Source organism: Ruegeria lacuscaerulensis (assembly GCF_013033355.1).
In the GTDB taxonomy this organism is placed as follows: domain Bacteria; phylum Pseudomonadota; class Alphaproteobacteria; order Rhodobacterales; family Rhodobacteraceae; genus Ruegeria; species Ruegeria lacuscaerulensis_A.
The window spans coordinates 95,786-116,911 of sequence record NZ_WQDY01000006.1 but is presented as its reverse complement, the minus strand read 5'-3'; the positions used below and the strand labels follow the sequence as shown (position 1 = coordinate 116,911).

General features: G+C 55.0%; 15 protein-coding genes. 4 read left to right on the top strand and 11 right to left on the bottom strand.

Features of this window, described 5'->3' with window-relative positions:
• Positions 1-3: 3 nt before the first annotated feature.
• The 3 genes from GOW48_RS12470 to GOW48_RS12460 form a co-directional block, all read right to left on the bottom strand.
• A complete protein-coding gene (locus GOW48_RS12470; protein WP_170754213.1) occupies positions 4-1,320 on the bottom strand; it encodes an HlyD family type I secretion periplasmic adaptor subunit in 1,317 nt (438 codons plus the stop codon).
• Entirely contained in the window at positions 1,320-3,086 is a 1,767-nt protein-coding gene (locus GOW48_RS12465) for a type I secretion system permease/ATPase (protein WP_170754211.1), read from the bottom strand. Before GOW48_RS12465 ends, GOW48_RS12470 begins: the two co-directional genes overlap by 1 nt.
• 143 nt (positions 3,087-3,229) lie before the next feature.
• Positions 3,230-4,093, bottom strand: coding sequence for a LysR substrate-binding domain-containing protein (locus tag GOW48_RS12460; RefSeq protein ID WP_170754209.1), 864 nt, complete (start codon positions 4,091-4,093; stop codon positions 3,230-3,232).
• A gap of 249 nt (positions 4,094-4,342) precedes the next feature.
• On the opposite strand from GOW48_RS12460, the gene GOW48_RS12455 reads away from it, so the two are divergent.
• Both GOW48_RS12455 and GOW48_RS12450 read left to right on the top strand, forming a co-directional pair.
• Positions 4,343-5,599, top strand: a complete 1,257-nt coding sequence (locus GOW48_RS12455; protein WP_170754207.1) for an SWIM zinc finger family protein — start codon at positions 4,343-4,345, stop codon at positions 5,597-5,599.
• Positions 5,596-8,298: a DUF6493 family protein gene (locus tag GOW48_RS12450; RefSeq protein WP_170754205.1), complete on the top strand. Its 2,703-nt coding sequence runs from the start codon at positions 5,596-5,598 to the stop codon at positions 8,296-8,298. Before GOW48_RS12455 ends, GOW48_RS12450 begins: the two co-directional genes overlap by 4 nt.
• On the opposite strand, the gene GOW48_RS12445 is transcribed toward GOW48_RS12450, so the two are convergent.
• The 5 genes from GOW48_RS12445 to GOW48_RS12425 are packed head-to-tail and all read right to left on the bottom strand — an operon-like array spanning position 8,295 to position 13,590.
• A complete protein-coding gene (locus tag GOW48_RS12445; RefSeq protein WP_170754203.1) occupies positions 8,295-9,206 on the bottom strand; it encodes an SMP-30/gluconolactonase/LRE family protein in 912 nt (303 codons plus the stop codon). The genes GOW48_RS12450 and GOW48_RS12445 overlap by 4 nt on opposite strands.
• On the bottom strand, positions 9,203-10,180 hold the full coding sequence (locus GOW48_RS12440) for an ABC transporter permease (RefSeq protein ID WP_234899476.1): 978 nt from the start codon (positions 10,178-10,180) through the stop codon (positions 9,203-9,205). Before GOW48_RS12440 ends, GOW48_RS12445 begins: the two co-directional genes overlap by 4 nt.
• Positions 10,177-11,103, bottom strand: coding sequence for an ABC transporter permease (locus GOW48_RS12435; RefSeq protein WP_170754201.1), 927 nt, complete (start codon positions 11,101-11,103; stop codon positions 10,177-10,179). The genes GOW48_RS12440 and GOW48_RS12435 overlap by 4 nt, the downstream gene beginning before the upstream one ends.
• Positions 11,100-12,572, bottom strand: a complete 1,473-nt coding sequence (locus GOW48_RS12430) for a sugar ABC transporter ATP-binding protein (RefSeq protein ID WP_170754199.1) — start codon at positions 12,570-12,572, stop codon at positions 11,100-11,102. The genes GOW48_RS12435 and GOW48_RS12430 overlap by 4 nt, the downstream gene beginning before the upstream one ends.
• A 4-nt stretch (positions 12,573-12,576) precedes the next feature.
• On the bottom strand, positions 12,577-13,590 hold the full coding sequence (locus tag GOW48_RS12425) for an ABC transporter substrate-binding protein (RefSeq protein ID WP_170754197.1): 1,014 nt from the start codon (positions 13,588-13,590) through the stop codon (positions 12,577-12,579).
• Positions 13,591-13,804: 214 nt separating this feature from the next.
• Here GOW48_RS12425 and GOW48_RS12420 point away from each other — a divergent pair, with 214 nt between their 5' ends.
• Together GOW48_RS12420 and GOW48_RS12415 are read left to right on the top strand one after the other, a co-directional pair.
• Complete coding sequence (locus GOW48_RS12420) at positions 13,805-14,995, top strand: GAF domain-containing sensor histidine kinase (protein WP_170754194.1); 1,191 nt, start codon at positions 13,805-13,807, stop codon at positions 14,993-14,995.
• Positions 14,992-15,723 (top strand): response regulator transcription factor, encoded by a 732-nt coding sequence (locus GOW48_RS12415; protein WP_170754192.1) that lies wholly within the window; start codon positions 14,992-14,994, stop codon positions 15,721-15,723. Before GOW48_RS12420 ends, GOW48_RS12415 begins: the two co-directional genes overlap by 4 nt.
• 9 nt (positions 15,724-15,732) lie before the next feature.
• On the opposite strand, the gene GOW48_RS12410 is transcribed toward GOW48_RS12415, so the two are convergent.
• The 3 genes from GOW48_RS12410 to GOW48_RS12400 all read right to left on the bottom strand — a co-directional run bounded on the left by GOW48_RS12410 (position 15,733) and on the right by GOW48_RS12400 (position 21,045).
• A complete protein-coding gene (locus GOW48_RS12410; protein ID WP_170754190.1) occupies positions 15,733-17,148 on the bottom strand; it encodes an FAD-binding oxidoreductase in 1,416 nt (471 codons plus the stop codon).
• 77 nt (positions 17,149-17,225) lie between these two features.
• Positions 17,226-17,483 (bottom strand): DUF4242 domain-containing protein, encoded by a 258-nt coding sequence (locus GOW48_RS12405; protein ID WP_170754188.1) that lies wholly within the window; start codon positions 17,481-17,483, stop codon positions 17,226-17,228.
• Positions 17,484-17,511: 28 nt separating this feature from the next.
• Positions 17,512-21,045, bottom strand: coding sequence for an AAA family ATPase (locus tag GOW48_RS12400; RefSeq protein ID WP_170754186.1), 3,534 nt, complete (start codon positions 21,043-21,045; stop codon positions 17,512-17,514).
• Positions 21,046-21,126 lie beyond the last annotated feature (81 nt).

Genomic DNA, 21,126 nt, shown 5'->3' with positions numbered 1-21,126 from the left:
AGGTCATTCTCGGAATGCTCGATTGAAATAGTCTGATAGCGGTTTGACGAGGAAGGAAAGGGGCGTTCTTTCGTCCGTCTTGATCATAGTCTCAACAGGCATACCCGGTAGCAGTTCCTGGCCATTCAGACGTTCGACCTGGCCGTCATCGGGTGTTACTTCAGCGCGGTAAAAGGTTTGACCTGTTGCCTCGTCAGTGAAGGTGTCTGCTGACACATTGATCACCTTGCCCGCAATTTCCGGCGTTTCACGTTGGTTAAAGGCTGTGAAGCGCAGCAGAACGGGTTGCCCGACATGCAGCTGATCCACATGGATTGCATCCACTCTTGCTGCAACCAGTAACGGTGTGTCTTGTGGCACAATATACATCATAGGCTCACCTGCCTGGATCACCGATTGCAAGGCAAATACTTCGCTGCCATAAACGGTGCCGGTGACCGGAGACCGAATATCCAGGCGCGACAAGCGAACTGTCAACGACAATCTCCTTTCCGCAAGTTCTGCGATCTGGGCCTGAATGTCCCTCAGGGTTGCGATGGCTTCCTCTCGCCGTGTCGCGGTCAACTCGACTATTTCGATTTCCGTCGAAGCGATCTGCCCCCGAAGTCGCGCGATGGATGCCTCAAGACGTCCGATTTCCCCGGTCAGGCTAGCCTGTTCACGCTGCAGGGCCAGAACGCGGCTTGCAGGGGTTAAACCACGTTTAAACAGGCTTTGCTGGTCTTCCAGTTCTTCGTTGATCAGCTCCATCTGACGGCGCAGGGAAGCCAGTTGAGATTCGTTGCCTTTGATCTCACTTTCAATCTGAACAAGTTGGTTGCGCAATTGTCCGGTCTGTTGTGTCAGCGTTTCTAGGCGCGCTTCGAACAGACGCTGTTGTCCGTAGACAAGGTCATCGGCCAAACCTTCTTGCATTTTAAGCTCTTGCAATTGCGCCGCAAGGTTGTCGATAGAAACACCGTCGCGTTCGGCTTCCAAACGGGCTCTGCGCGCCAGAAGCTCGAACAGCTGCGCTTCGACAATGTTTTTTTCAGAGGTGAGGAAAGTATCATCAAGCCGCACCAGCAAGTCGCCGCTATCCACCGCATCTCCGTCGCGGGCAAAAAGCTCTCCGACGACGCCGCCGTCAGGATGTTCAACGACCTGACGATTGCTCTCTACTTCGATGGTACCCTGGGAAACGATGGCACCGGCAAGCCGTGTACGAACCGACCATATACCCAACCCTCCAACTAGGATCGCCAAGGCAACAAACCCGACGATAGCAGGGAAAGTTATGCGCCAGACAGGCCGTATATTATTAGCGTCCTGGTCCGGCATCAGTCGTTCGCCTTTTCTCGGGTTACCTTGACAGTCGTTTTGCTAAGGTCGCGTTTGATCACATTGGCATTTTGTACCATAGCTCCTAAAACCTCGTCCCGATTTCCGGACTTCACGACCTGCCCTTTTTCAATAACGACCAGGTCGTCGCATTCTGAAATTGCTTGCGGGCGGTGGGTCATTATGATGGCGGATTTTCCTTCGGACTTGAGACCGCGAATTGCCGCGTTCAGTGCCTCGGTTCCATCGGCATCCAAGGCCGAGTTCGGCTCATCCAATATAAGCAGAACCGGATTTCCATAGAGCGCGCGTGCTAGAGCTATACGTTGCTTCTGGCCACCTGATAACTGGCTGTCATTGCCATCAAGAAACGTGTCATAGCCTTTGGGCAACGTTAAAATCAGATCATGAGCATTTGCCTTTTTGGCGGCGTCTACCACCGCCTGAGCATCCGGGTTCTCGGACATGCGCGCGATGTTTTCCGAGACGGTTCCATTGAACAGCGTCACATCCTGCGGCAGGTATCCAATGTGCTGTCCCAACTCGCCGGATTCGTATTGATCCAAGGTTGCCCCGCCCAAGCGGACTTCGCCATTTACGGGACGCCAAAGGCCCAAAAGCACCTTTGCCAGTGTTGACTTTCCTGACCCGCTTTTCCCGATCACGCCGAGCGCTTTTCCCGGCTCCAAAGACAAGGACACATTGCGCAATGTCGGACTTTCCGCGCCAGGCGGAATGAGCGTGACCGTCTTGGCCGTTAAATTGGCCTCGGGTGTGGGCAGTTTTGTGCGCAGAGCGTCGGGCGGCGTAGATTGCAGGAACTCGTTCAATGAACCCCATGCAGTTCTGGCGCGCTGAACCATCGACCACTGTCCTATAGCCTGTTCAACCGGGGCCAAAGCTCGGCCCAGTAGGATCGACGCGGCGATCATAGCACCTGGCGTCACTTCGTTGCGCAACACCAGCAACGCGCCAAGGGCCAACATGGCAGATTGCAAAAACAGACGGAGGGACTTTGTCAGAGATGAAAAGCTGCCTGTCCAATCACTGGCGGAAATCGTTTGCCGCAATGCATCCGTCCGCTGTCGTTGCCAGCGGTTGGTGATGTCGGTTTGCATACCCTGAGCGCGCACAATCTCAGCGGCTTGGCGGGCATGTTCCGAAAATGAGTTGGCCTTGGCCGAAGCAGATTGTGCGGCGGCGATTTTGCGATGCGTCAGTTGTTGGTTCATCAGAGCGATGACGACCAAAACCGCACCTCCTGCGATGGCCAACCACCCTAGCAGCGGATGAAAAAGGAAAATGGCCGCCAGAAAGACTGGTGTCCACGGGATATCCATCACAGCAAGCAATACCGGTGATGAGCATAGGTTTTGAATGGATTCCAGATCCCGCAGGGCCGTTGCCGGAGCTGCACGGATTTGTGGATGCAGAGATCTGCGCATAGTGGCGTCAAACACCCGTTCATCCAACTGGGATTGGAACCGTGCACCAAACCGCGCAACAATCCGACCGCGGGCATAGTCTAACATGGCCATCAGGGCATATAGCAGAGCGACCAACAAAAAAAGCGCTGCCAGGGTTTCCACCGCGCGTGAACCAAGCACCCGGTCGTAGACCTGCAACATAAAAAGAGGGCCAGTGAGCATCAAAAGGTTAACAAACACACTGAACAGGAAAGCAAGCGCCAAGAATTTTGCACCCTGATTGCGCGCGGCTCTAAGCTCCTCGCGAGGGGCAGGTGGTGGTACTAAGTCATTTTTCACGAACGGAACCCTGGGTCCTGAGAGCTTTGACACATCTTAGACTGATGGTCAGAAAGAGAAAATGCCAGTCTAGGCTGAAGCCAGAAAACAGCGTGGTGTTCGCAACAAATGAGCCAGCCGAAATGGTTTGGAAGCAGCCAGCGTCACTTGGCTTCTAATGCTGTTTTAAAGAAGGATTGGACAAGTCGAGAGTCTCCGCGCTCTTTCAAATGTGCCAGATAATAGCGGGTCTCAACCTTTGCATCTCTAAGCGGAATTGCGCGCAGATTGGGGTGAGAAACGAATTCGAAATCGGCGACGAAGCCGATTCCGATACCCTGTTCTACAGCTTTCCAAATAGCTTCCCTGCTTCCCAACTCCAGAATTGGATCCAGAACGACTCCTCGTTTTTCCGTTTCGGTTTCGATGGCCAGCCGCGTGGTGGAACCGACCTCGCGTCGGACTACGCGTTGTCGGTGAAGGTCGGCAATTGAGATACTTTCCTTATGGTAAAAAGGGTGGTCGGAATTTACGAACGCCACTACCTGGTGTGTGCTATAGAGCTGAGTTGTCACTCGGGGGTCAGATTGAACTTCGGCCAGGATGGCGACATCAGCGTCGTAGGACAGAATCCGATCAAAACACCTTTGCGAATTGCCAAACCAAACCTCAATGTCGATCGCCGGGTATTTGGATTTGAAGGCAACGATCATATCCGTTGCATGAAAAGGCCCGACCGCGGCAATACTGAGACGACCGGCGTGAAATCCCCGAAACGACTCCAGCAGCGTTTCGGCGTCAATCTCAGCCTGGTGCAATCGCGATGTAATGGCTAACAATTCTTCGCCTGCATTGGTCAGATGTACTTCACGCCCAACGCGGTTGAAAAGTTGAATATTATAGCGGCTTTCGAGGTCTTTTACCTGTGTCGAAAGCGTAGGTTGCGTGATGTTGAGCTCCCTCGCGGCAGCCGAGAATCCTCGGAATGTCGCAACCGCATGGAAAGATCTGAGCTCGGATTTGAGCATTGAGAAAACCTGAATTTACATCCGCATTTATTAGAAAGGTGTATATATTGAGCTCGAGTTATTTGAAAGAAAAGACCAAATCCCGAGTTGCGATGGTTGCAAAGATTTCATTCAGCTAGCTACCATTGCTTAAAGTATTTACATCCTTTGACAGGTTTTTAGGGCTCCGGAATGAGCGGAATCGATTATATCTATAGCTATGATGGCCGCTCGTCCTTGGCGGGTTCCGGACAAGCCAAGTTTCTGCGATTGGCTTCGGACAAAGGCCAGCCAGAAAGCGCGCAAACTTATCTGAAAGCGAAAGCCATTCAGCCGGACCTGACCGCAAAAGCTCTGCGCGCGATATCTGAAATTGTTGGTTCACGATTCTATGTTCCGCCCGCCATGCTGGCGCGAATCCTGCGCGAAGCTGATCCGGTTGCGACCGTCGGGCGAGAATGTGTCCGGTTTGAAGGGTTTTCCGCCTGTTGCAGTGTGTATGCGCGACTGGACCTCGAGCATGAGTCGCTTGAGGTGGAAAAGCGGAGAACTGGCACGACGAATGTAGATTTTGGGCCTGAATTGCGTGCTCTGTTGGCGCAGGTGAAACCGAGCAGCGAACTAACAATCGGAATCGGTTCATCCTTTGTAGATATAGCGCATGAAAAAGGCTGCGTGACAGAACGCAAAGTTCCGCTGCCATTGCGCTGGCTGAAAGGGTTCGCCGAAGTACAAGGGCATCTTGCAGGTATGGAGAAGGTTTTTTCCCTTCCATCCGTACCGGCACAAAGGTTTTTGCGTACGTTGCCGCGTTCAAAAGCCGATCATTTGCTCTGGGTTTCTGCCGCGGGAAACCGAGTGCGAACGATGACGCGCAAAAGCGCTGATAGTGTACCTTTGCGTGGGGCGCATCGTTTACGTGTTTTGGAGACTCTGGCGAGTAGAGCGCGATATTTGAATGTTTATGGAAACCCGTCACTTGGAAGTTCTGCCTGGGAGTTGGATTTCGGCTCTCAGAGATTCACGTTGGTATTGAACGCAGAGCCTTGGCGCGGCTTTTCGGGGGATGGACGGTTGCTGTCTGACTTGGTTCATTCGAACAGCTGCGTTCCGATCATTCGCGCCCATTTGAATTGGCAAGATAGTCTCGACCTAGCGTTTTTGGGGCATGAACCTGGCGTATCCGGCGCAGACATTCGTCAGGCGATCTCACATCTGGCGGCAATTGGCCAAGTTGGTTTTGACCTTTCTCGAAACGCCTGGTTCCACCGGCAGCTCCCGTTTGGTCTGGAGCGTCTGCAGGCGCTCAACCCTCGTCTCAAGTCTGCGCGGGCGCTTTTTGACAGCAAGGCTGTGACGTTGTCGCAAACTGGCGCCGACGTAGTCAGTGAAAACGTCACTCACCGCGTGCGTCTCTCTCAAGACGGATACAGTTGTACTTGTCCGTGGTACGCCAAACATCAGACGACGCGGGGGCCCTGCAAGCATGTTCTTGCAGTAGAGATGGAGTTGGAGCGTTTGCATTGAACGAAACGGATTTCATCCGGTTGGTCACGACAAAGTCGGCCAAGCGTGTCCTGAAGGCACTGGCCGATCTTTCCGAAGAAGACCGCCGTAAACTTGCTCCAACTGCGCTGAAAGTTCAAAAGCGTCAGCAGAAAGCAGCCTGGGACGTTCGGTTTAACGGTCTCAAACCTCCAGTTGATCTAGCCAAGGATTTGGAGGCTTTAGGCGTGGCTGTCTTGGCAACGGCGCGCCCGTCCGAATACAGCTGCGGCGATTGGCGCATTCTGCCAAGTTCGATCCCGCTGGAGGAGGTTTTTGCCGTACTGAACCCAAGCTGGATGAACGCGTGGGCCGAAGCTGCGGTCGAAGATAACCCTCGATTGATCACCACAATCCACGCCCTTGTTAACAAGGGGCTTTGCACCATCCCCAAAACTGATGCTTACATACTTGGTTATTATGCTGGACAGGCCGGCATACCGGAATTGGCCCGCACACAATTTCTTGCCGAGGATGTCTGGCGGTTTTTTGAGGTCGAAGGCGGCGGCGACCTCAGCCTAGCCGCATGCGACAAGTACTGTGGGCGAAATGTTTCATGGGCCAACTTACTGATTGAACTCAGCCGGGACGGGACTTTAGACAGGCAAAGGCTTCTGGATGCGTCCTTGGATGCGTTAGAGCGGGACTTTGGCCAGTTCAGGGCTGGGTGGTATTCCCGGTTCCACGTCGCCATGGACCCCACGGAAGATGAGATTGCAAACCGGGCAAACCGTTACCTCGACTTGCTGAGCAGCCCTGTTCCACCCACTGTTGCATTCGCCCTGAAGTTTCTGAAACGGATGGACACAAATGGGGGGGTGGACCCGACTTTGCTTGTGACTTCTATCGAACCGGCGCTTCAAAGTAGGCAAAAATCATCGGCAAAACTGGCGATAAGGCTATTGAAAAGCAGTGCCAAACGGCATCCCCAAAGCATGCGTGACGTGGCCAAAGTCGCCGTTTCGGCCCTGATCTCTGAGGCCGGAGAGGTTCAGGCGCTGGCGCTTGATTTGGTCGAAGAACTGGATCAGGTGAAAGATGCCGAAATACAGTCTCGGATGAGGGATTACCTGGAGCTGGCAGCCCCTACTGTTCAAACTCGACTTGCCGCTCATCTGCAAGACGCTCCTGTCCAAACCAATGAAACCCTTTACCCAACTCCAGTGCTCGAAGACGTCGTTCCAGTTGCGTCGGCGGAAGAAGCTGTTGAAACGTTTTTGGCGCTGCTTGAACACTGCGATGATGCAGTACTGACCGAGCGTGCTCTGGATGGCATGGCACGTTATGGAGCGTCAGCAGAGCCCTTGCTGAATCCGTTGGCCAAGCGGGCAAACCAGTTGAGGGCGCGCGGGATTGATGCTGGGCTTGAAAGCAGAAGCCATCTGCAGATTCCTATTGCAGCTACGGCCCTCGCGTGGGCGCGCTGTAGCGATTTTGTGGCGGAAATAGAACCCTCCCTGCAGCCCCGATACTCGGGTCATATTCCTTTGGGAACCGATCCAAACAGCTTTGTTGGTATGTTCTCTGCGCGTTCTGCTGAACTGCTGGCATTTGTGCAGGCCGGTCTATCGGTACCCATGTTGTCTGCTCCGACCGACAATCGTGGATACCTGGCTCCGCAACAGCTGATCCAGCGTATGGATGAGTACCGGCAGAAGAAGTTGGTTCCGGGGCAGGCGGATTTTAAGTTGGCGCTAATGCGACTCGCGCCAGAGGATCGCGAAGCGGCCCTTTTGGATTTCACGCCCGAAACCGAGGAAGAAAGAGCCCTGGCCTACGCAATGGGCGCAGATCACATTCCCGAGAAAGATCCGCAATTATGGGCGCTTGCCTGGGCTTCACGGCTGCCATGTAGACCTGATCCCGCAGTCCAGAAGTTAGTCGGAAACTCCATTCCCGGAGCGGGTGTACCAGCAATTTATACGTTCCACGCCGAAATTCGTCGGATCGACGAATTTTTCTGGCCTATGCCGCGGGTGGACATTTCGCCTGAGATACCCAAGCATTTACCCCGAGAATTGGGTTTTGCTGTGCCGGCAAAGCTTGCGCACACATATCTTGGTGATCCAGGTGTCAGTTGGTTCACTCACCCAAGCCCGTGGGTCGGTTTACTTAGACCCTCGCAATCAGAGCTGTTTTTTCTGTCTGGTATCTTCGAGTTGGAACTCGACCAGAAGTTAACCAACCATTTCTGTCTGATGTTTTTGGACCCTTTCTTCAGACCTGGACTAAACACCGGTCCGATGTCTCACGCAATGTTGGCTTGGTATTTGGCTAGCGCCGATGAAGGGATCGGAACAAGCTCGGTTGATGCGCTTGCGACGATCATCGCGCAGAGGATGTTCAGTCCGACCGAATTCGCTACCGCCGCCCGTCAGCTTGTCTTTTTCGCAGCGTTGCCGCTGCGGCGATGGACCAAGCGTTTGGCCGAGGTGGCAGGTGTGTCCGCTCAGCATGGCAAGGCGGTCAGACGGGCCTTGTCCTGGATGTTGGTGGACCTGCCCGACGATGTGCCACGAGATTTGGGTGGGTTGCTTGAGTTGCTGCACGAATTGTGTACCGCGAGCGGCACGGGTCTTGAGAACACAGACACCGTCGTCGCCCTCAACAACATCAAGGTTGCGGGCAAAACAGGTAAGTTCGCCAAAAAGCTGGTCGGTTTTATAGGCCCTATAGACTAGGGTCTGGCTCCGGCCGAATTGACAAAGATCGAGTAGACGGACGTCGATGCGGTGATGAACAGAACATTTCCCCGCGCGCCACCAAAAGTCAGGTTGGCAACGGTTTCGGGCACTCTGATTTTTCCTAGCAGATCACCGTCAGGAGAAAATACATGAACCCCGTCCGCTGCCGAGCACCAGATATTGTCGTGTCGATCTACACGCAGCCCATCAGGAAGGCCGTTATCAATCTCACAAAACTCAGCGCCGTTCGCAAGAGTGCCATCTTCACCCACATCAAAAACGCGAAGAACAGACGGTACAGATGGATCGTGGCTGCTGCCGGACTCCGCGATGAAAAGACGGGTTTCATCCTTTGAAAATGCCAGCCCGTTTGGTTGGACAAAGCTTTTCGTCACCGCAGTGATTTCAAACGAATTGGGATCGACACGATACACGAAACTGCCGTCCTGTTCGGGCTCGGCTTTGTACCCTTCCAAGTCTGACAGTATGCCATAGGTTGGATCCGAGAACCAAATGGAACCATCCTGTCGCACGACCACGTCGTTGGGAGAGTTCAGGCGTTTCCCCGCGTGGCGATCTGCAATCACAGACCTGCTGCCGTCGTGCTCGGTCCTGATCACCGATCTGGTTCCGTGATGGCAGGTTACCAGACGACCCATCGGATCGCGGGTGTTGCCGTTGGCATAGTCCGAATGCTGCCGGTAAACACTTACCCCTCCGTCGGGTGTCCACTGACATATCCGCGCGTTCGGAATGTCTGAAAACAGCAGCAGATTATGAGCAGGAAACCAAACAGGACCTTCAGTCCATATATGTCCCGCAGATATTCGGGAAAGCCCTACATTAGTGTGGATCAGATCGCGAAATTCCGGGCGTATAATTTCATATGTCTGCGAAAGGGTCATACATCGTATCCTTTGCGACTGGCCAATGCGACGACCCCGACGATAACGACACCGGTCAGGATCAACCGAATTCCGGCCCCTAGCCCGTACGAGTTCAGCATTGAGACGATCAAAAACATAAAGAGAGCGGCACCCCAGATACCGGGCACATTTGAATTGCCGCCACCGATGGATGATCCTCCGATCACGACCACGGCAATCGACATCAACATGTATTCGGTTCCCATGTTCAGGTTGGCCCCGCCCGAGAAACTGGCGAGTAAAAACCCCGCAAGTGCAGCGCAGACGGCTGAGTTCACGTAGACGCCAAAACGTACCGCGTTGACGGGCACTCCGCTGAGACGGGCGGCGCGCAGGTTTTGACCGATTGCGGAAATCCAGCGGCCGGCAATTGCGCGCTCTAACACGACCCATGCGAGGATGGCCAACAGGATGCCGACTACGGCGATGTTCGGAATACCAAGTGCGCCACCGGTTGCGAATTCTGCCAACGGTTCGGGCGGTTTGATCCGCAGGCCCCGGTTCGACCAGATCGCAAGCGACTGGTACAGGAACGAGGCTGAAAGCGTGGCGATAATGGGCGGGATACGCAGCAACAGTATCAGGCCAAAGTTAATGACCCCGCAGCCGATACCAACCCCGATTGCGACCAGCAGCCCGGGCAAGATCATCGCGGTTTCACTGTCCATGAATTTCAAGGCAAGCGTGGCTGCCAAGGTCATCGAAGCTGGAATGGACAGGTCCACGTTGCCGGGCCCCAAAGTGATAACCAACATCTGACCAATGCCTACAATGGCCGAAAAAGACGCAAAGGTCAGGGCGGCGTAAAACAACGATCCGGCCCCGGATCCGGCGATCAGACTGGTGGCGCCGAAGGTAATGGCAGCCGCAAGAAATGCCCAAATCCAGGGTTTGCTCAGTAACGCGCGGACAGGAGTTGCAGCGGTCATCGGTTCTGATGCGTTGTTGGTCATGCAACGGCCCCTTTGCGGATGAAGACAAGCCGAACGGCAAGAACAAGGATCAGGATCGCGCCCTGCGCGCCAATCTGCCAGTCCGGTGACAGGCGCAGAAACGACAGGAAACTGGCGGCCAGCGTTAAAGTCAAAGCACCAATCACGGCCCCGAAAGGAGAAATGCGACCGCCGACGAATTCTCCGCCGCCGAGAATCACGCCAGCTATCGACAACAGCGTATAACGCAGCGCGATATTGGCATCCGCGGCGGTTGTCAGCCCGACCAGAGACATCCCTGCAAGTACGCCAAACAGCCCCGCCAGCCCGTAGGCCGAGGCTCGCAACCGCACCAACGACCATCCTGCACGTTCCATTGCACGGTCATTTCCGCCGACACCCTGTAGGATCACTCCGACCCAAGATCGCTTGATCAAAAAGTGCACGGCCAATGCAATGACCAGTGGTGCAACAACGGCGATCGGAACCAGCGGAGTCTTCAGGCTCATTAGTGTTTTCAGCCATTCCGGCGACGCTCCACCGGGGGATGGCAGGATCAAGACCGCTAGGCCTCCCCAGACAAAGGACATGCCCAGTGTAACAACGATGGCGGGCAATCCGCGCAATTGGATCAATGCGCCCAGCAGCGCGTAAGCCAAGATGGCTGCGGCCAGGATCATATAGCCAATAACAGGGGTGTCATGGACAAATGTCGCCGTAACGCAGGCGCAAAAGCTGACAAACGTCCCGATGGAAAGGTCGATGTCGTTGACCATGATGATCATCATCTGGGAGATAGTGGCCAAAGCCACTGGTATGGCAAGATTGAACAGCAGGTTCAGACCAAAATAGCTCATCGCGCGGGGCTGCAGATAGAAGACGGCCCCCAACAATACAACAAGCGACAAAACCGGCAGGGCCAGGCGTAGACGATCGCCGCTCATTTCACTGCCTCCTGCATTTCGAATGAGGCATGCAGGATGTTTTCTTCGCTGATCTCATCACCGACCAGTTCTGCAGCGATTTCGCCAGCGCGAAACACAAAGACCCGGTCACATTCCAGGATTTCGTCGGTCTCGGTCGAGTACCAAAGAAAGCTGCGGCCTTTGGCGGCTTCGTTCTGAATCATTTGATAGACTTCTTTTTTCGTTCCGATATCCACGCCGCGCATCGGATCGTCCATCACGACCAAAGGGGCCGAGGATGCAAGGGCACGGGCAAACAGGACCTTTTGCTGATTGCCGCCGGACAAAGATAGTATCGGGTTCAGCAGGTTGTTTGTTCGAATTCCGATCCTGTCTTTCCATTTCTGAACCAGCCCCGACTCGGCCGGTCGGTCTACCATCCAGCGCTTGCTGAACTCTGGCAAGGTCGTCAAAGATAGGTTCCGCAAAATGGACCATAGGGGCATCACACCGTCTCGGGCGCGATCACCGGCCACGAAAACAACCTCGGGGCGCTTGCCTGATTTCCAGACGGAGGAATGGTCAAAGAAGATCTGAGCCAGCGCTTCGGCTTGCCCATGCCCGGCCAGACCGGCCAAACCCACAATCTCGCCCCGGCGCGCGTTCAGCCCTATAGCAGAGCTGACAAGGACCGGTCCCAGCTCCCGTTCGGATCGCGCGCTGCCCTGCGCGTCGTCATCTGGTGCGACATGCCCCATTGCGTCAACGATGGATTGACGGGTAAACGCCTGTGCCGGGTTGTCATCCACGATCTGACCGTCTTTCATGATCACGATGCGGGTTGAGACGTCGAAAATTTCGCCCATCATGTGCGAAATGAACAGAACCGCTCCGCCCTCGGAGCAGTAACGCTTGATATGGTCCAGCAACTGCTGAGCGATTGCCGCATCCAGCGACGAGGTTGGTTCGTCCAGAATAACCAGACTGGGCTCGCTGTCGCGGTCGGCGAAAGCGATGGCGATTTCGACCATTTGGCGTTCGGCAATACTAAGATCGCCAACTGTGGCGCGAGGGCGAATGCCATGGCCGGGAAAGACAAGGTCCAGCGCGTCCGACATTTTCTGCGACGCGATTTTGCGCCAGCCTTTGCGCGGCATATTGCGATACGGGATCCGCAGGTTTTCCAGGACCGTCAGATTTGGACAAAGCGATAGTTCCTGAAACACGCTACGCACTCCGGACGCCTGCGCGTTTTCACTGTTTTTATGGGCGGGGTCCGAGACCCGATACTGAACCGCACCTTCTGTTGGGGTTAACCGCCCGTTGATCACATTAGCCAGCGTTGATTTCCCGGCGCCATTGTGGCCAACAAGACCAACACATTCCCCGGCCTTGATCTCGATCGACGCGGCCCGAAGCGCCTGAACTGGCCCAAATGACATATGGGCCGCGTCCAGCGCGACAACCGGCGCATCAGGTGCGCCGGATATCGTTTGCATGTCTGTCATCGATTTACTTGGACGAAGCGATCACGGCCTTGGCATCTTCCAAGGAGTATTCGACATTCGCAACCGAACCCTTCGGCGTGGTTTTCAACGCGTCTTCGAGTTCGTCCTGTGAAATAGCCAGGAAGGGAACGGTAAGGTCCTTGGGCACCTCATTTCCGTCCAGAACCTGCTGCGCCACCCAGAAAGCCAGGGTGCTGACACCGGGTGCAATCGACAGCGAAGTCGTTTCATAACCGTTCGCGGCTTTTTCATCTGACCACCACTGCAGCTCATCCTGCCGGTTACCCATGACGATGGTTGGCATTGCCCGGTCGGTGGCTCCGATGGCTTGTGCAGCTCCATAGCCGTCACCGCCTTGGGTCACGACACCGACAATCTCGGGCAGGCTGGGCAAAATACCCGCAACGGCTTTCTGAGCCACATCTTGAGCCCAATCGCCATGGACCGAACCCACGATTTCAAAGTTGGAGTTCTTCACTTCGTCATGGATGCCGGCGCTGATTTCATCGTCCACGAAAACGCCTGCCAAGCCCCTGATTTCAAGCAGGTTACCGCCTTCGGGATAGCGTTCAGCCAAGTATTTGACCTGTTCGCGACCCATTTGTTGGAAATCGACGGCGATGCGCCATGCGCAGGGTTCCTGTACGATACCGTCAAAGGATACAACGGTAATTCCGGCGTCACAGGCAGCTTTGACGGCGCCGTTGATCGCTGTGGGCGAGGCCGCGTTGATCACGATCGCATCATACCCCTGCAGGATCATGTTTTGAATTTGCGCAGCCTGCTCGGTGGCCTGGTTTTCGGACGTCGTAAAGGCATCAGCGGAAGCAACTTTACCGTCTGCAACCGCGGCCTCTCCGACTTTTTGCCAGCTTTCCAGCATCGCTTGGCGCCATGAATTACCGGCATAGTTGTTGGACAAGGCGATGCGCTTGTCCGATGTGTCCGCCACGACGTTAGTGGTTGCGAATACCGTGATCCCGGCGGCTGCGCCGAGCATAATGGCCTTGAGTGTCATTCTTTCCTCCCTCGGCGGCCGATCCGCCGCACAAATACCGCGCCCGCTCCTCCGGGACGATGTCGAAAAGATTCCCCGGCAGGTCCGAAAGGTTAAGAGTAGGATGCGCGCAAAGCTTGCGGGTTCCCGCAAAACTGTTGCGGTAATCCGCATGACAGGATCGGGGCAGACTTCTATACTCTGGTGTGCCGGCCAATTTACCGAAAGTGCGTCGATGGCTGATCTTGCCTACTACCTTAGAATTTCCAACCACCTGGCGGGAAACCTGGACATCAAATCCGCGCTGCGCTCGGTCAAGTCCGAGATTGACCGCATTCTGCAGGTCGATCATTTGGATGTTTGTCTCATCGACGACAAAGGATACTGGAACACAAGCTACGAAGTAGGTCTTCGCACGAGTTGGAGCCGTACGCGGGCTCCTGTAGAGGTATCTCCGGTACGCGATATATTGCGCGGCGAATGTGACAGTCTACTCACTGGAAATGCCTTAGAGGACCCGCGATACGTCTTCGAAGGCGCTGATTGCGGACCCATCATCAGGCATGAAATGCGCAGCCGTGTGAATGTTGCGATGAAGGTGCTTGGCCGTACGATCGGGGCACTGAACTGTTCTTCCCGAAAGCCGGATTTCTACGATGAACAGGCCTTGGAACAAGTCCGCAATATCGCAGATATCCTTGCCCCATATTTCTATGCCTTGCGTGCAAATGAACAAACACGGCGCGAAGCGATCATGCGTGCGGAACTACAAGCCCGTGAGGAAGGGTTGCGTCTAGGTGCACTTAGCCTGACAGATGCGTTGGAACTGGAGCGCCAACGGATCGGCATGGACTTGCATGATCAGACTTTGGCCGACATGACTCGTATCAGTCGTGAGTTGGAGCGCTGTAAGACAGTTAAAGACATCGAAGCGCTACGCGGCAATTTGCAGATCTGCATCCAGGGTCTGCGAGAAATAATCGACACGTCTATTCCATCGTTGTTGGAACTGTTTGGCTTTCAACACGCCGTCCGGACTCATTTAGAGCGCGCGGTAGGCGCCGATCAGGACATCGAGATCGACGTGCGTGATTTTTCTGATGGTCTTATAGATGACCTGCCACAAACCAAGCGGATCGCTTTGTTTCGGATTGCACAAGAAGCCATCAACAATGCTGTACGTCATGCGGATGCTTCTTCGATCTTGGTCGAGATCGAATGTCGCGAAGGGCTTCACTTGCGGATCAGGGACAATGGCGCAAGCGCCTCCGCACTCGAGACAAAAAAGGCGTCTGGAGGTCTGACCCATATGCGCACACGCGCCAGATTGATCGCCGCGCAGTTTGACATACGGTGTTCTGAAGGCACTGAAATCAGCGTTTGTCTTCCGGTGTCCGAATGCCCCAACAGAAAGGTGAGTGCATGAAAGTTCTGTTGGTCGAAGACGACGCGATGCATGCCAATTACTTGAAGGAATTGGTTCAAGAAGCTTTGCCCGAGGCGTCGGAAGTGAGTCTGGCGACAAATGGCCGGGACGGAGAAATTCAGGCCCGTCAGGACGCCGTTGAAGCTATTGTCATGGACCTGCGCATGAAAGAGCGCAATGGTATCGAGGCCGCGCGCACCATTTGGTCAGAACGACCTGACACGCGTATTCTATTCTGGTCGAACTATTCGGATGAGGCTTACCTGCGTGGCATTGCCCGGATTGTGCCGAAAAAGGCGGCTTATGGTTATGTCCTAAAGACGGCCAGCCCATCCCGGATGCATCTGGCTCTGCGGGCGGTGTTGCTTGAAGCCCAGATCATGGTGGATCGCGAGATCCATCAGATTCAAAGGGATCAGAGCCGGTCCGGTGAAGCCCTGACCGAGGTTGAACTAGCCATTCTGACCGATCTTGCGCTTGGCTTGCCGGATAAGGCGATTGCTGCCCGTCGTAAACTGGCGCTGCGGACGATACAAAACCGACTGCTTTCGATATACGAAAAACTGGATGTGAACGATTTGCTGATTGATACCGGCGATGTCGCGATCAACAAACGTGTACGCGCCGTATCAAAAGCAATGACGTCTCAGATTCTGAACAACGAAGCCATCGTAGCAGCAGAGAAAGACCTCAGCACCTGGTTGGCCCGATCGTCTTTTCACGTATAGCGCCACGCGTCAGGCGGGCAGAATATTGTGGTTAAGCCGGAACAGATTTTCCGGATCATACTGCGCCTTGACTTTGGCCAGCCTCATCCCGTTTTCACCGTAGGCACCGGCCATGTGATCGGCCTCATCTTCGGGCATGAAATTGACATAGGCGCTGCCGGTGGCATGGGGCGTCATACGATCATAGAGCGCGCGTGCCCATGCAATGCATTCGTCGTCTTTTTGCGGGTCCTCCCACCGGGTATGGACGTTCATGATGAAATGCGCGGACCGTTCCGGATATGCGGTGGCGTCGGAAGACACGCGGGCCATGGCACCGCCCACATGCGCAATAAACACCTCGCATGCCGGGTCGGGCAAGCTGGAGATACCATTCAGCAACCCCGTTATCGCATCTGATGACAACGTGCTGAAATCGTGACTTTTCCAGTAGTTCCGTGCACCCGGTGTCAAAAGCGGGTCAAACGCCGCCTGCCAGTCCACAAAGGCGTGGGGCGAAATGACATCCACAATCGGAGAGCCCAACCCGCGTAGTTCCTTCATGGCGTCCTCGCCATCTCCCATGGGGCCGGCATAGCAGGCGGCAAAGATCAGAACTTCCCGCCCGTGCCATTCGTCGGGCAGGAAGGGCAGAGGGGGCGCTTTGCGCATCACGCTCCAGACTGTCAATTCATCGGGTGCAGAATCCGCTATTTGCACATACTCGGCCAACAAGCTTGGCGCGGCTTCGATAGGGTGAACAATCAGTCCGGATAGGACCTGAGGACCGAGAGGATGCAGTTGGAATTCAAACGAGGTGACGATGCCGAAATTCCCCCCGCCACCACGGATTGCCCAAAATAGATCGGGGTGGCTGGACGGTGATGCAGTGACGATCATACCTTCCGCTGTGACCACCTCGGCTGAAAGAAGGTTGTCGATAGTCATGCCAAACTTGCGTGTGGTCCAGCCGAAACCTCCACCCAGGGTCAATCCGGCTGTACCGGTTGTCGAGTTGATCCCGAGCGGAACGGCCAAGCCGTGGGCCTGCGTCTCGCGGTCAACGTCGCCCAGCAAGGCGCCAGGTGCGACTCGAGCGGTTCTGGCCATCGGGTCTACGTGGACCGATCGCATCTGGGACAAGTCCAGCATAACCGCATCGTCAGCAACAGCGTGACCGGCGATCTGATGTCCGCCCGATCGAACTGACATGACCAGACCAGCGTCCCTTACAAAATTCACTGCCTTTTGTACGTCGCTTGCACCCAAAGCCTGAATGACGAATCCAGGATGGCGATCCACGATACTGTTCCAGGTTGTGCGTGCTGCGTCGTATTCCGCAGTACCTTCGCAATACACGCCACCGCGTAAAGCCGCACTAAGATCATCCAGTGAAGACTGGTCAACTTGGGCCGAAGTCCCATGCAGAGTTTTTACGTCGAACATAATCGATGCCTTCCTTAATAATGGAAGGTCTCTTGCCACTTGCCTCTGATAGAAATTGGAGTTTCAATTATTGCGTCTTACGCGAAAACTCCCGGATCTATCCGATCTACCGGAGTTATAACATCTACCGGAATGTTCAGGCGCGCGGCTGCTTTTCTCAGGCTTTCCTCGTCAGGCGCTTCGTAAAGACAATAGGTTTTGCGTTTATCGGCACTAAGGAACGAGAAGATCCATTCGACCCCCTCCTCATCGTTGATTTCCTTGATGTGCGCTTTGCCGTCGTCCGTGATATTCAGCTGTTCGGCGAAATGGCGTTCTATAATATATCTTGGCATATGCACCCCCAGGGTATGCGTTTATGAACTAAGTGACCGTTCCTTCAAGCTTAGACATAAGGGAAATCATACCCAAATTCTGTGCGATTGCCAACGCTTCGGCCTCTAGGTGAAACGCATGTTCGAGGTTCTGCTTATGCCCGAATTTTCGCAAAGCAGACGCGTATGAAGCCTTGCTGTGCGCGATCCAAGGTGGGCTGGCCATGTTTGTGTCGATCTCGATTGCTTTGGTCAGCATATGTTCCGCGATGTCGCGATCGCCCAGCAAGGTTGCCAGATTGCCTAGCCGGCGTGCGGCCGCCCCGGTGCAAACGGTGGTGGCACCAGCAGTGATCGTCAGGTCCTCGTAGGGCAAAAGCAGGTCAAACAGCGTTTGCGCATGGTCTTGCCTGCCAACCGCGACACAAATATCCGCAAGATATGACAGCGTAGTTGAATACATGGCATCTGCCGGTAGGTCGAACCGGTTTGCCGCCAATTCGTCGAGAATCCGTTCGGCCGGGTCGGAATAGCCCAACTCGGCGGCGATAAGACCAAAGCCAGGTTTCCAAGTGATGTCGTCGGGGTCTTCCTCCATCAGTTTCTTGATCACCGCAGCGACCTCGTGAAGCCGGTTCTGTTCGCGTCGGATCGTGAACATCTGCACACCGAAAACACCTTCGATGTGTTTACCGTGGGTTTTTCGGCCGATCTTTACAGCCTCAGTCGCGAATGCTTCGGCTTGTTGCCAAGCGCCTTCCATGATGGCAACCATCGCGCGCGCGTGGATTTGAACCCAGTAAAGCTGCAGGTGATTGTCCTTTTGCGAGACCTCTGTCAGCAGCTTGAGCGAGCGGTCAAGCATAACCCTGTCAGCCATCTCGGCCCCAACAAACAGGCTGAGGGTCCGGTCGCGCCCTTGGTCAATCGTGCCCAGTTTTTCGGCGACGTCGTGCATGGCTTGCAGGTTTTGCCGCCAATTTCGCGCCTCTTCATCCTGCCGAGCCACAAACGGGGCACCAAAACGCATCATCATGACTGAGAACTGCGATTTGTAGTCACCGAGATTTGCCGCCAGTTTCATGGCGCGGTGGCCGTACTCCGCCCCTTCACTAAACTGACCGATAAACATATAGGCCCGAGCGAGTTGGCTCATCAACTGGCACTGGCGTCTTTCGTCGTCTTCGGGCAGACCATTCAGTGCCTCAAGACACAATGAGATCGCCTCATTGTGACGTTGGCTGGACATCATGCACGAATCCGCGAAGTGCTGCGCGATGTCTGCGGACAGTTCGGCATGTCCCAGTGTTCGGGCCGCGTCGGAGGCTTGTTTGAGCTTGGCAATCCCTTGAGGCAGATCCCCAAGGCTGTCGTAGCTGCGCCCAACCAGAACCATCGCCGTGATTGTTTCGGCGCTGTTTTGCGTTCCAAGGTTCTCTGCAGCATGAAGTGCCTCGGTCGCGTTGGCCATCGCTTCTTGACTGGCAGACCGGGCAAGGGCCATTTCTGTTGCCAATTTCCATTGCGTGAACGCAATCTGCCAGTCTTCCGCTTCGGTCAAATGCCTTGCGACCAATTCAGGTCGGCGCGCAATCTCGGCCGATCGCAGACGTGTCAGGGCCTTGGCTACGTTTGCGTGTTGGGTTCTTCGGGTCGCAGACAGCATGGATTGGTATGCGGTATCGCGGATCAGGGCATGCCGGAAAACAAATTGGCCGCGGCTGTGTCCGCTTTCGAAAACAAGTCCCGTTTCCACCAGTTCTGCCAGCCCCGACTGCAGGTTCGGTCTTTCCAGATCAATTGCCTCCGCCAGAAGGTCCAGCGCAAACTCGCGACCGATGACCGCGCCTGTCAACGCCATTTGCTTTGCCTCTGGCGACACGGCGTCGAGCCTGGCCATCAATGCGCCCTTCAACGAAGACGGAACGGCCAGATTTTCCTCTCCGGCTTCCATATATGCGCTGGTAAGTTCTTCGACGAATAGAGGCACGCCGTCGGTTTTTTCCATGATCAGGCGAACCAATGACGCGTCTGGTGAATGGCCCGATATGTTTCGGATCAGGTTTTCAACCTGTTCAAAGTTGAAACGACGCAGGTGCAAGGTCTGGACGTGCGCATCACCGGCGTCGCGCTGTAGTTCCCAGCCAGGGCGGTGCGTGATCAGGATCATCAGCGGCAAATCTGCGCAGATCGCCCGGAACCGATCAAGCAAGGCGTTCGTCGACGGGTCGATCCAATGCGCATCCTCGACGCACAGAACGACCGGTTTAACCTGCGACCGCGCCTGCACCGTTTTTATCAACGTTTGCACGGTTATGTCGCGCTGTTCCTGCGGAGACAGGTCCAGAATATCCCGAGCCAATGCGCTTGCTGGGGCGACCAAGGCTGCAAAAACGGGAAGAACCTGATCCAAGTCGATGCCTTGCCGCGCTTCGAGCATGGCCCGGACGTGGCGCAACACCTGGTCGTCGTCGAAGCCTGGCTCCACTCCTGCATCCTGCGATATTCGCTCGGTTACAGGATGGAACGGACTACTGGTTAGATATGGCGAGCAATTCAGTCTGATGATATCAGCCTGACCTGCATTCGTAACGTCGTTCAGAAATTCTTCTGTCAGGCGTGATTTTCCTATGCCCGCTTCTCCGGTCAGCAGAATGACTTCACCCTGTCCTGCGCGGGCGCGAAGCCAGGTTTGTTGCAGGATACCCTTTTCGGAACTGCGCCCAACAAGCTGGTTTGATCCGTCATCACGATGTGCTGCTTTAAACCGGCTTTCAGCTTGCCTTTCACTAACCACCTGCAAGAGCTCTCGGGGGTCTTCAAATCCCTTAAGGTCGACGCGCCCAAGCGACGAGAATTCGAAAATACGATGTAGCATCGCTTGCGAATCCTCTTGGGTCAGAACAACCGTGTTCGGCGGGGCTTTTTCCTGCAACCGAGCAGCAAGGTTGAGGATTGGGCCCGTCATCGCGCCTTCTTCATGTGTGTTTTCGCCGATTGTATCGCCAACAACTACATCGCCACTTGCGATGCCTATACGTGCGGCCAGCGGTTGACCGGAAGGCGTCCGGAGCTTTTGAACCCGGGAGATAGCCTCTAAACCGGCCTTAACCGCGCGCAAGGCGTGGTCTTCGAATGCACGCGGCCAACCAAAAAAGACCAGCAATCCATCGCCAAGATACTTGGCGACAAAGCCACCATAGCGTGATACCGCACCTGCAACTGCGTCCTGATAGGTTTGCAACAGCAGGCGCATGTCTTCGGGGTCCAATTGGTTCGTCAGTTCTGTCGAGCCGACAAGATCAGCGAAGAACACCGTCAGATGCCGGCGTTCGGCCTCATCGTTTTTGACCGCTTGATCCGGAAGCAAAGAAGTAGCCGAAGAATAGACATGGTCTTGTTGATCGAATTCCTGAATGGCAGCCAGCAGGATTTTCCTGTGGCCCAATGACACCCCTATTTCCTTGAGGTCGTCATTCGTAAGCAGAGGCAGCGCACGCGCGTCGACGTCGTTTTGCCGAAACGCATCAGTGTACTGACCCAACCCAAGTTCTTGCAGCCATGTTCCGACTTCAAAACCCATTGCAGGATCATGCGGTGGAAACGGATTTGGATCAAGTTGAGCGTTCAGGCGCGCAACGGGAAGCGCGTAGGCGACGCGAAG

Bases quoted from the DNA above. Each gene is read 5' to 3' on its own strand.
- GOW48_RS12425 (WP_170754197.1), bottom strand. From the start codon at position 13,590: ATGACACTCAAGGCCATTATGCTCGGCGCAGCCGCCGGGATCACGGTA.
- GOW48_RS12405 (WP_170754188.1), bottom strand. From the start codon at position 17,483: ATGCCAAGATATATTATAGAACGCCATTTCGCCGAACAGCTGAATATC.
- GOW48_RS12435 (WP_170754201.1), bottom strand. From the start codon at position 11,103: ATGAGCGGCGATCGTCTACGCCTGGCCCTGCCGGTTTTGTCGCTTGTT.
- GOW48_RS12420 (WP_170754194.1), top strand. From the start codon at position 13,805: ATGGCTGATCTTGCCTACTACCTTAGAATTTCCAACCACCTGGCGGGA.
- GOW48_RS12400 (WP_170754186.1), bottom strand. From the start codon at position 21,045: ATGGGTTTTGAAGTCGGAACATGGCTGCAAGAACTTGGGTTGGGTCAG.
- GOW48_RS12445 (WP_170754203.1), bottom strand. From the start codon at position 9,206: ATGACCCTTTCGCAGACATATGAAATTATACGCCCGGAATTTCGCGAT.
- GOW48_RS12470 (WP_170754213.1), bottom strand. From the start codon at position 1,320: ATGCCGGACCAGGACGCTAATAATATACGGCCTGTCTGGCGCATAACT.
- GOW48_RS12430 (WP_170754199.1), bottom strand. From the start codon at position 12,572: ATGACAGACATGCAAACGATATCCGGCGCACCTGATGCGCCGGTTGTC.
- GOW48_RS12460 (WP_170754209.1), bottom strand. From the start codon at position 4,093: ATGCTCAAATCCGAGCTCAGATCTTTCCATGCGGTTGCGACATTCCGA.
- GOW48_RS12410 (WP_170754190.1), bottom strand. From the start codon at position 17,148: ATGTTCGACGTAAAAACTCTGCATGGGACTTCGGCCCAAGTTGACCAG.
- GOW48_RS12440 (WP_234899476.1), bottom strand. From the start codon at position 10,180: ATGACCAACAACGCATCAGAACCGATGACCGCTGCAACTCCTGTCCGC.
- GOW48_RS12415 (WP_170754192.1), top strand. From the start codon at position 14,992: ATGAAAGTTCTGTTGGTCGAAGACGACGCGATGCATGCCAATTACTTG.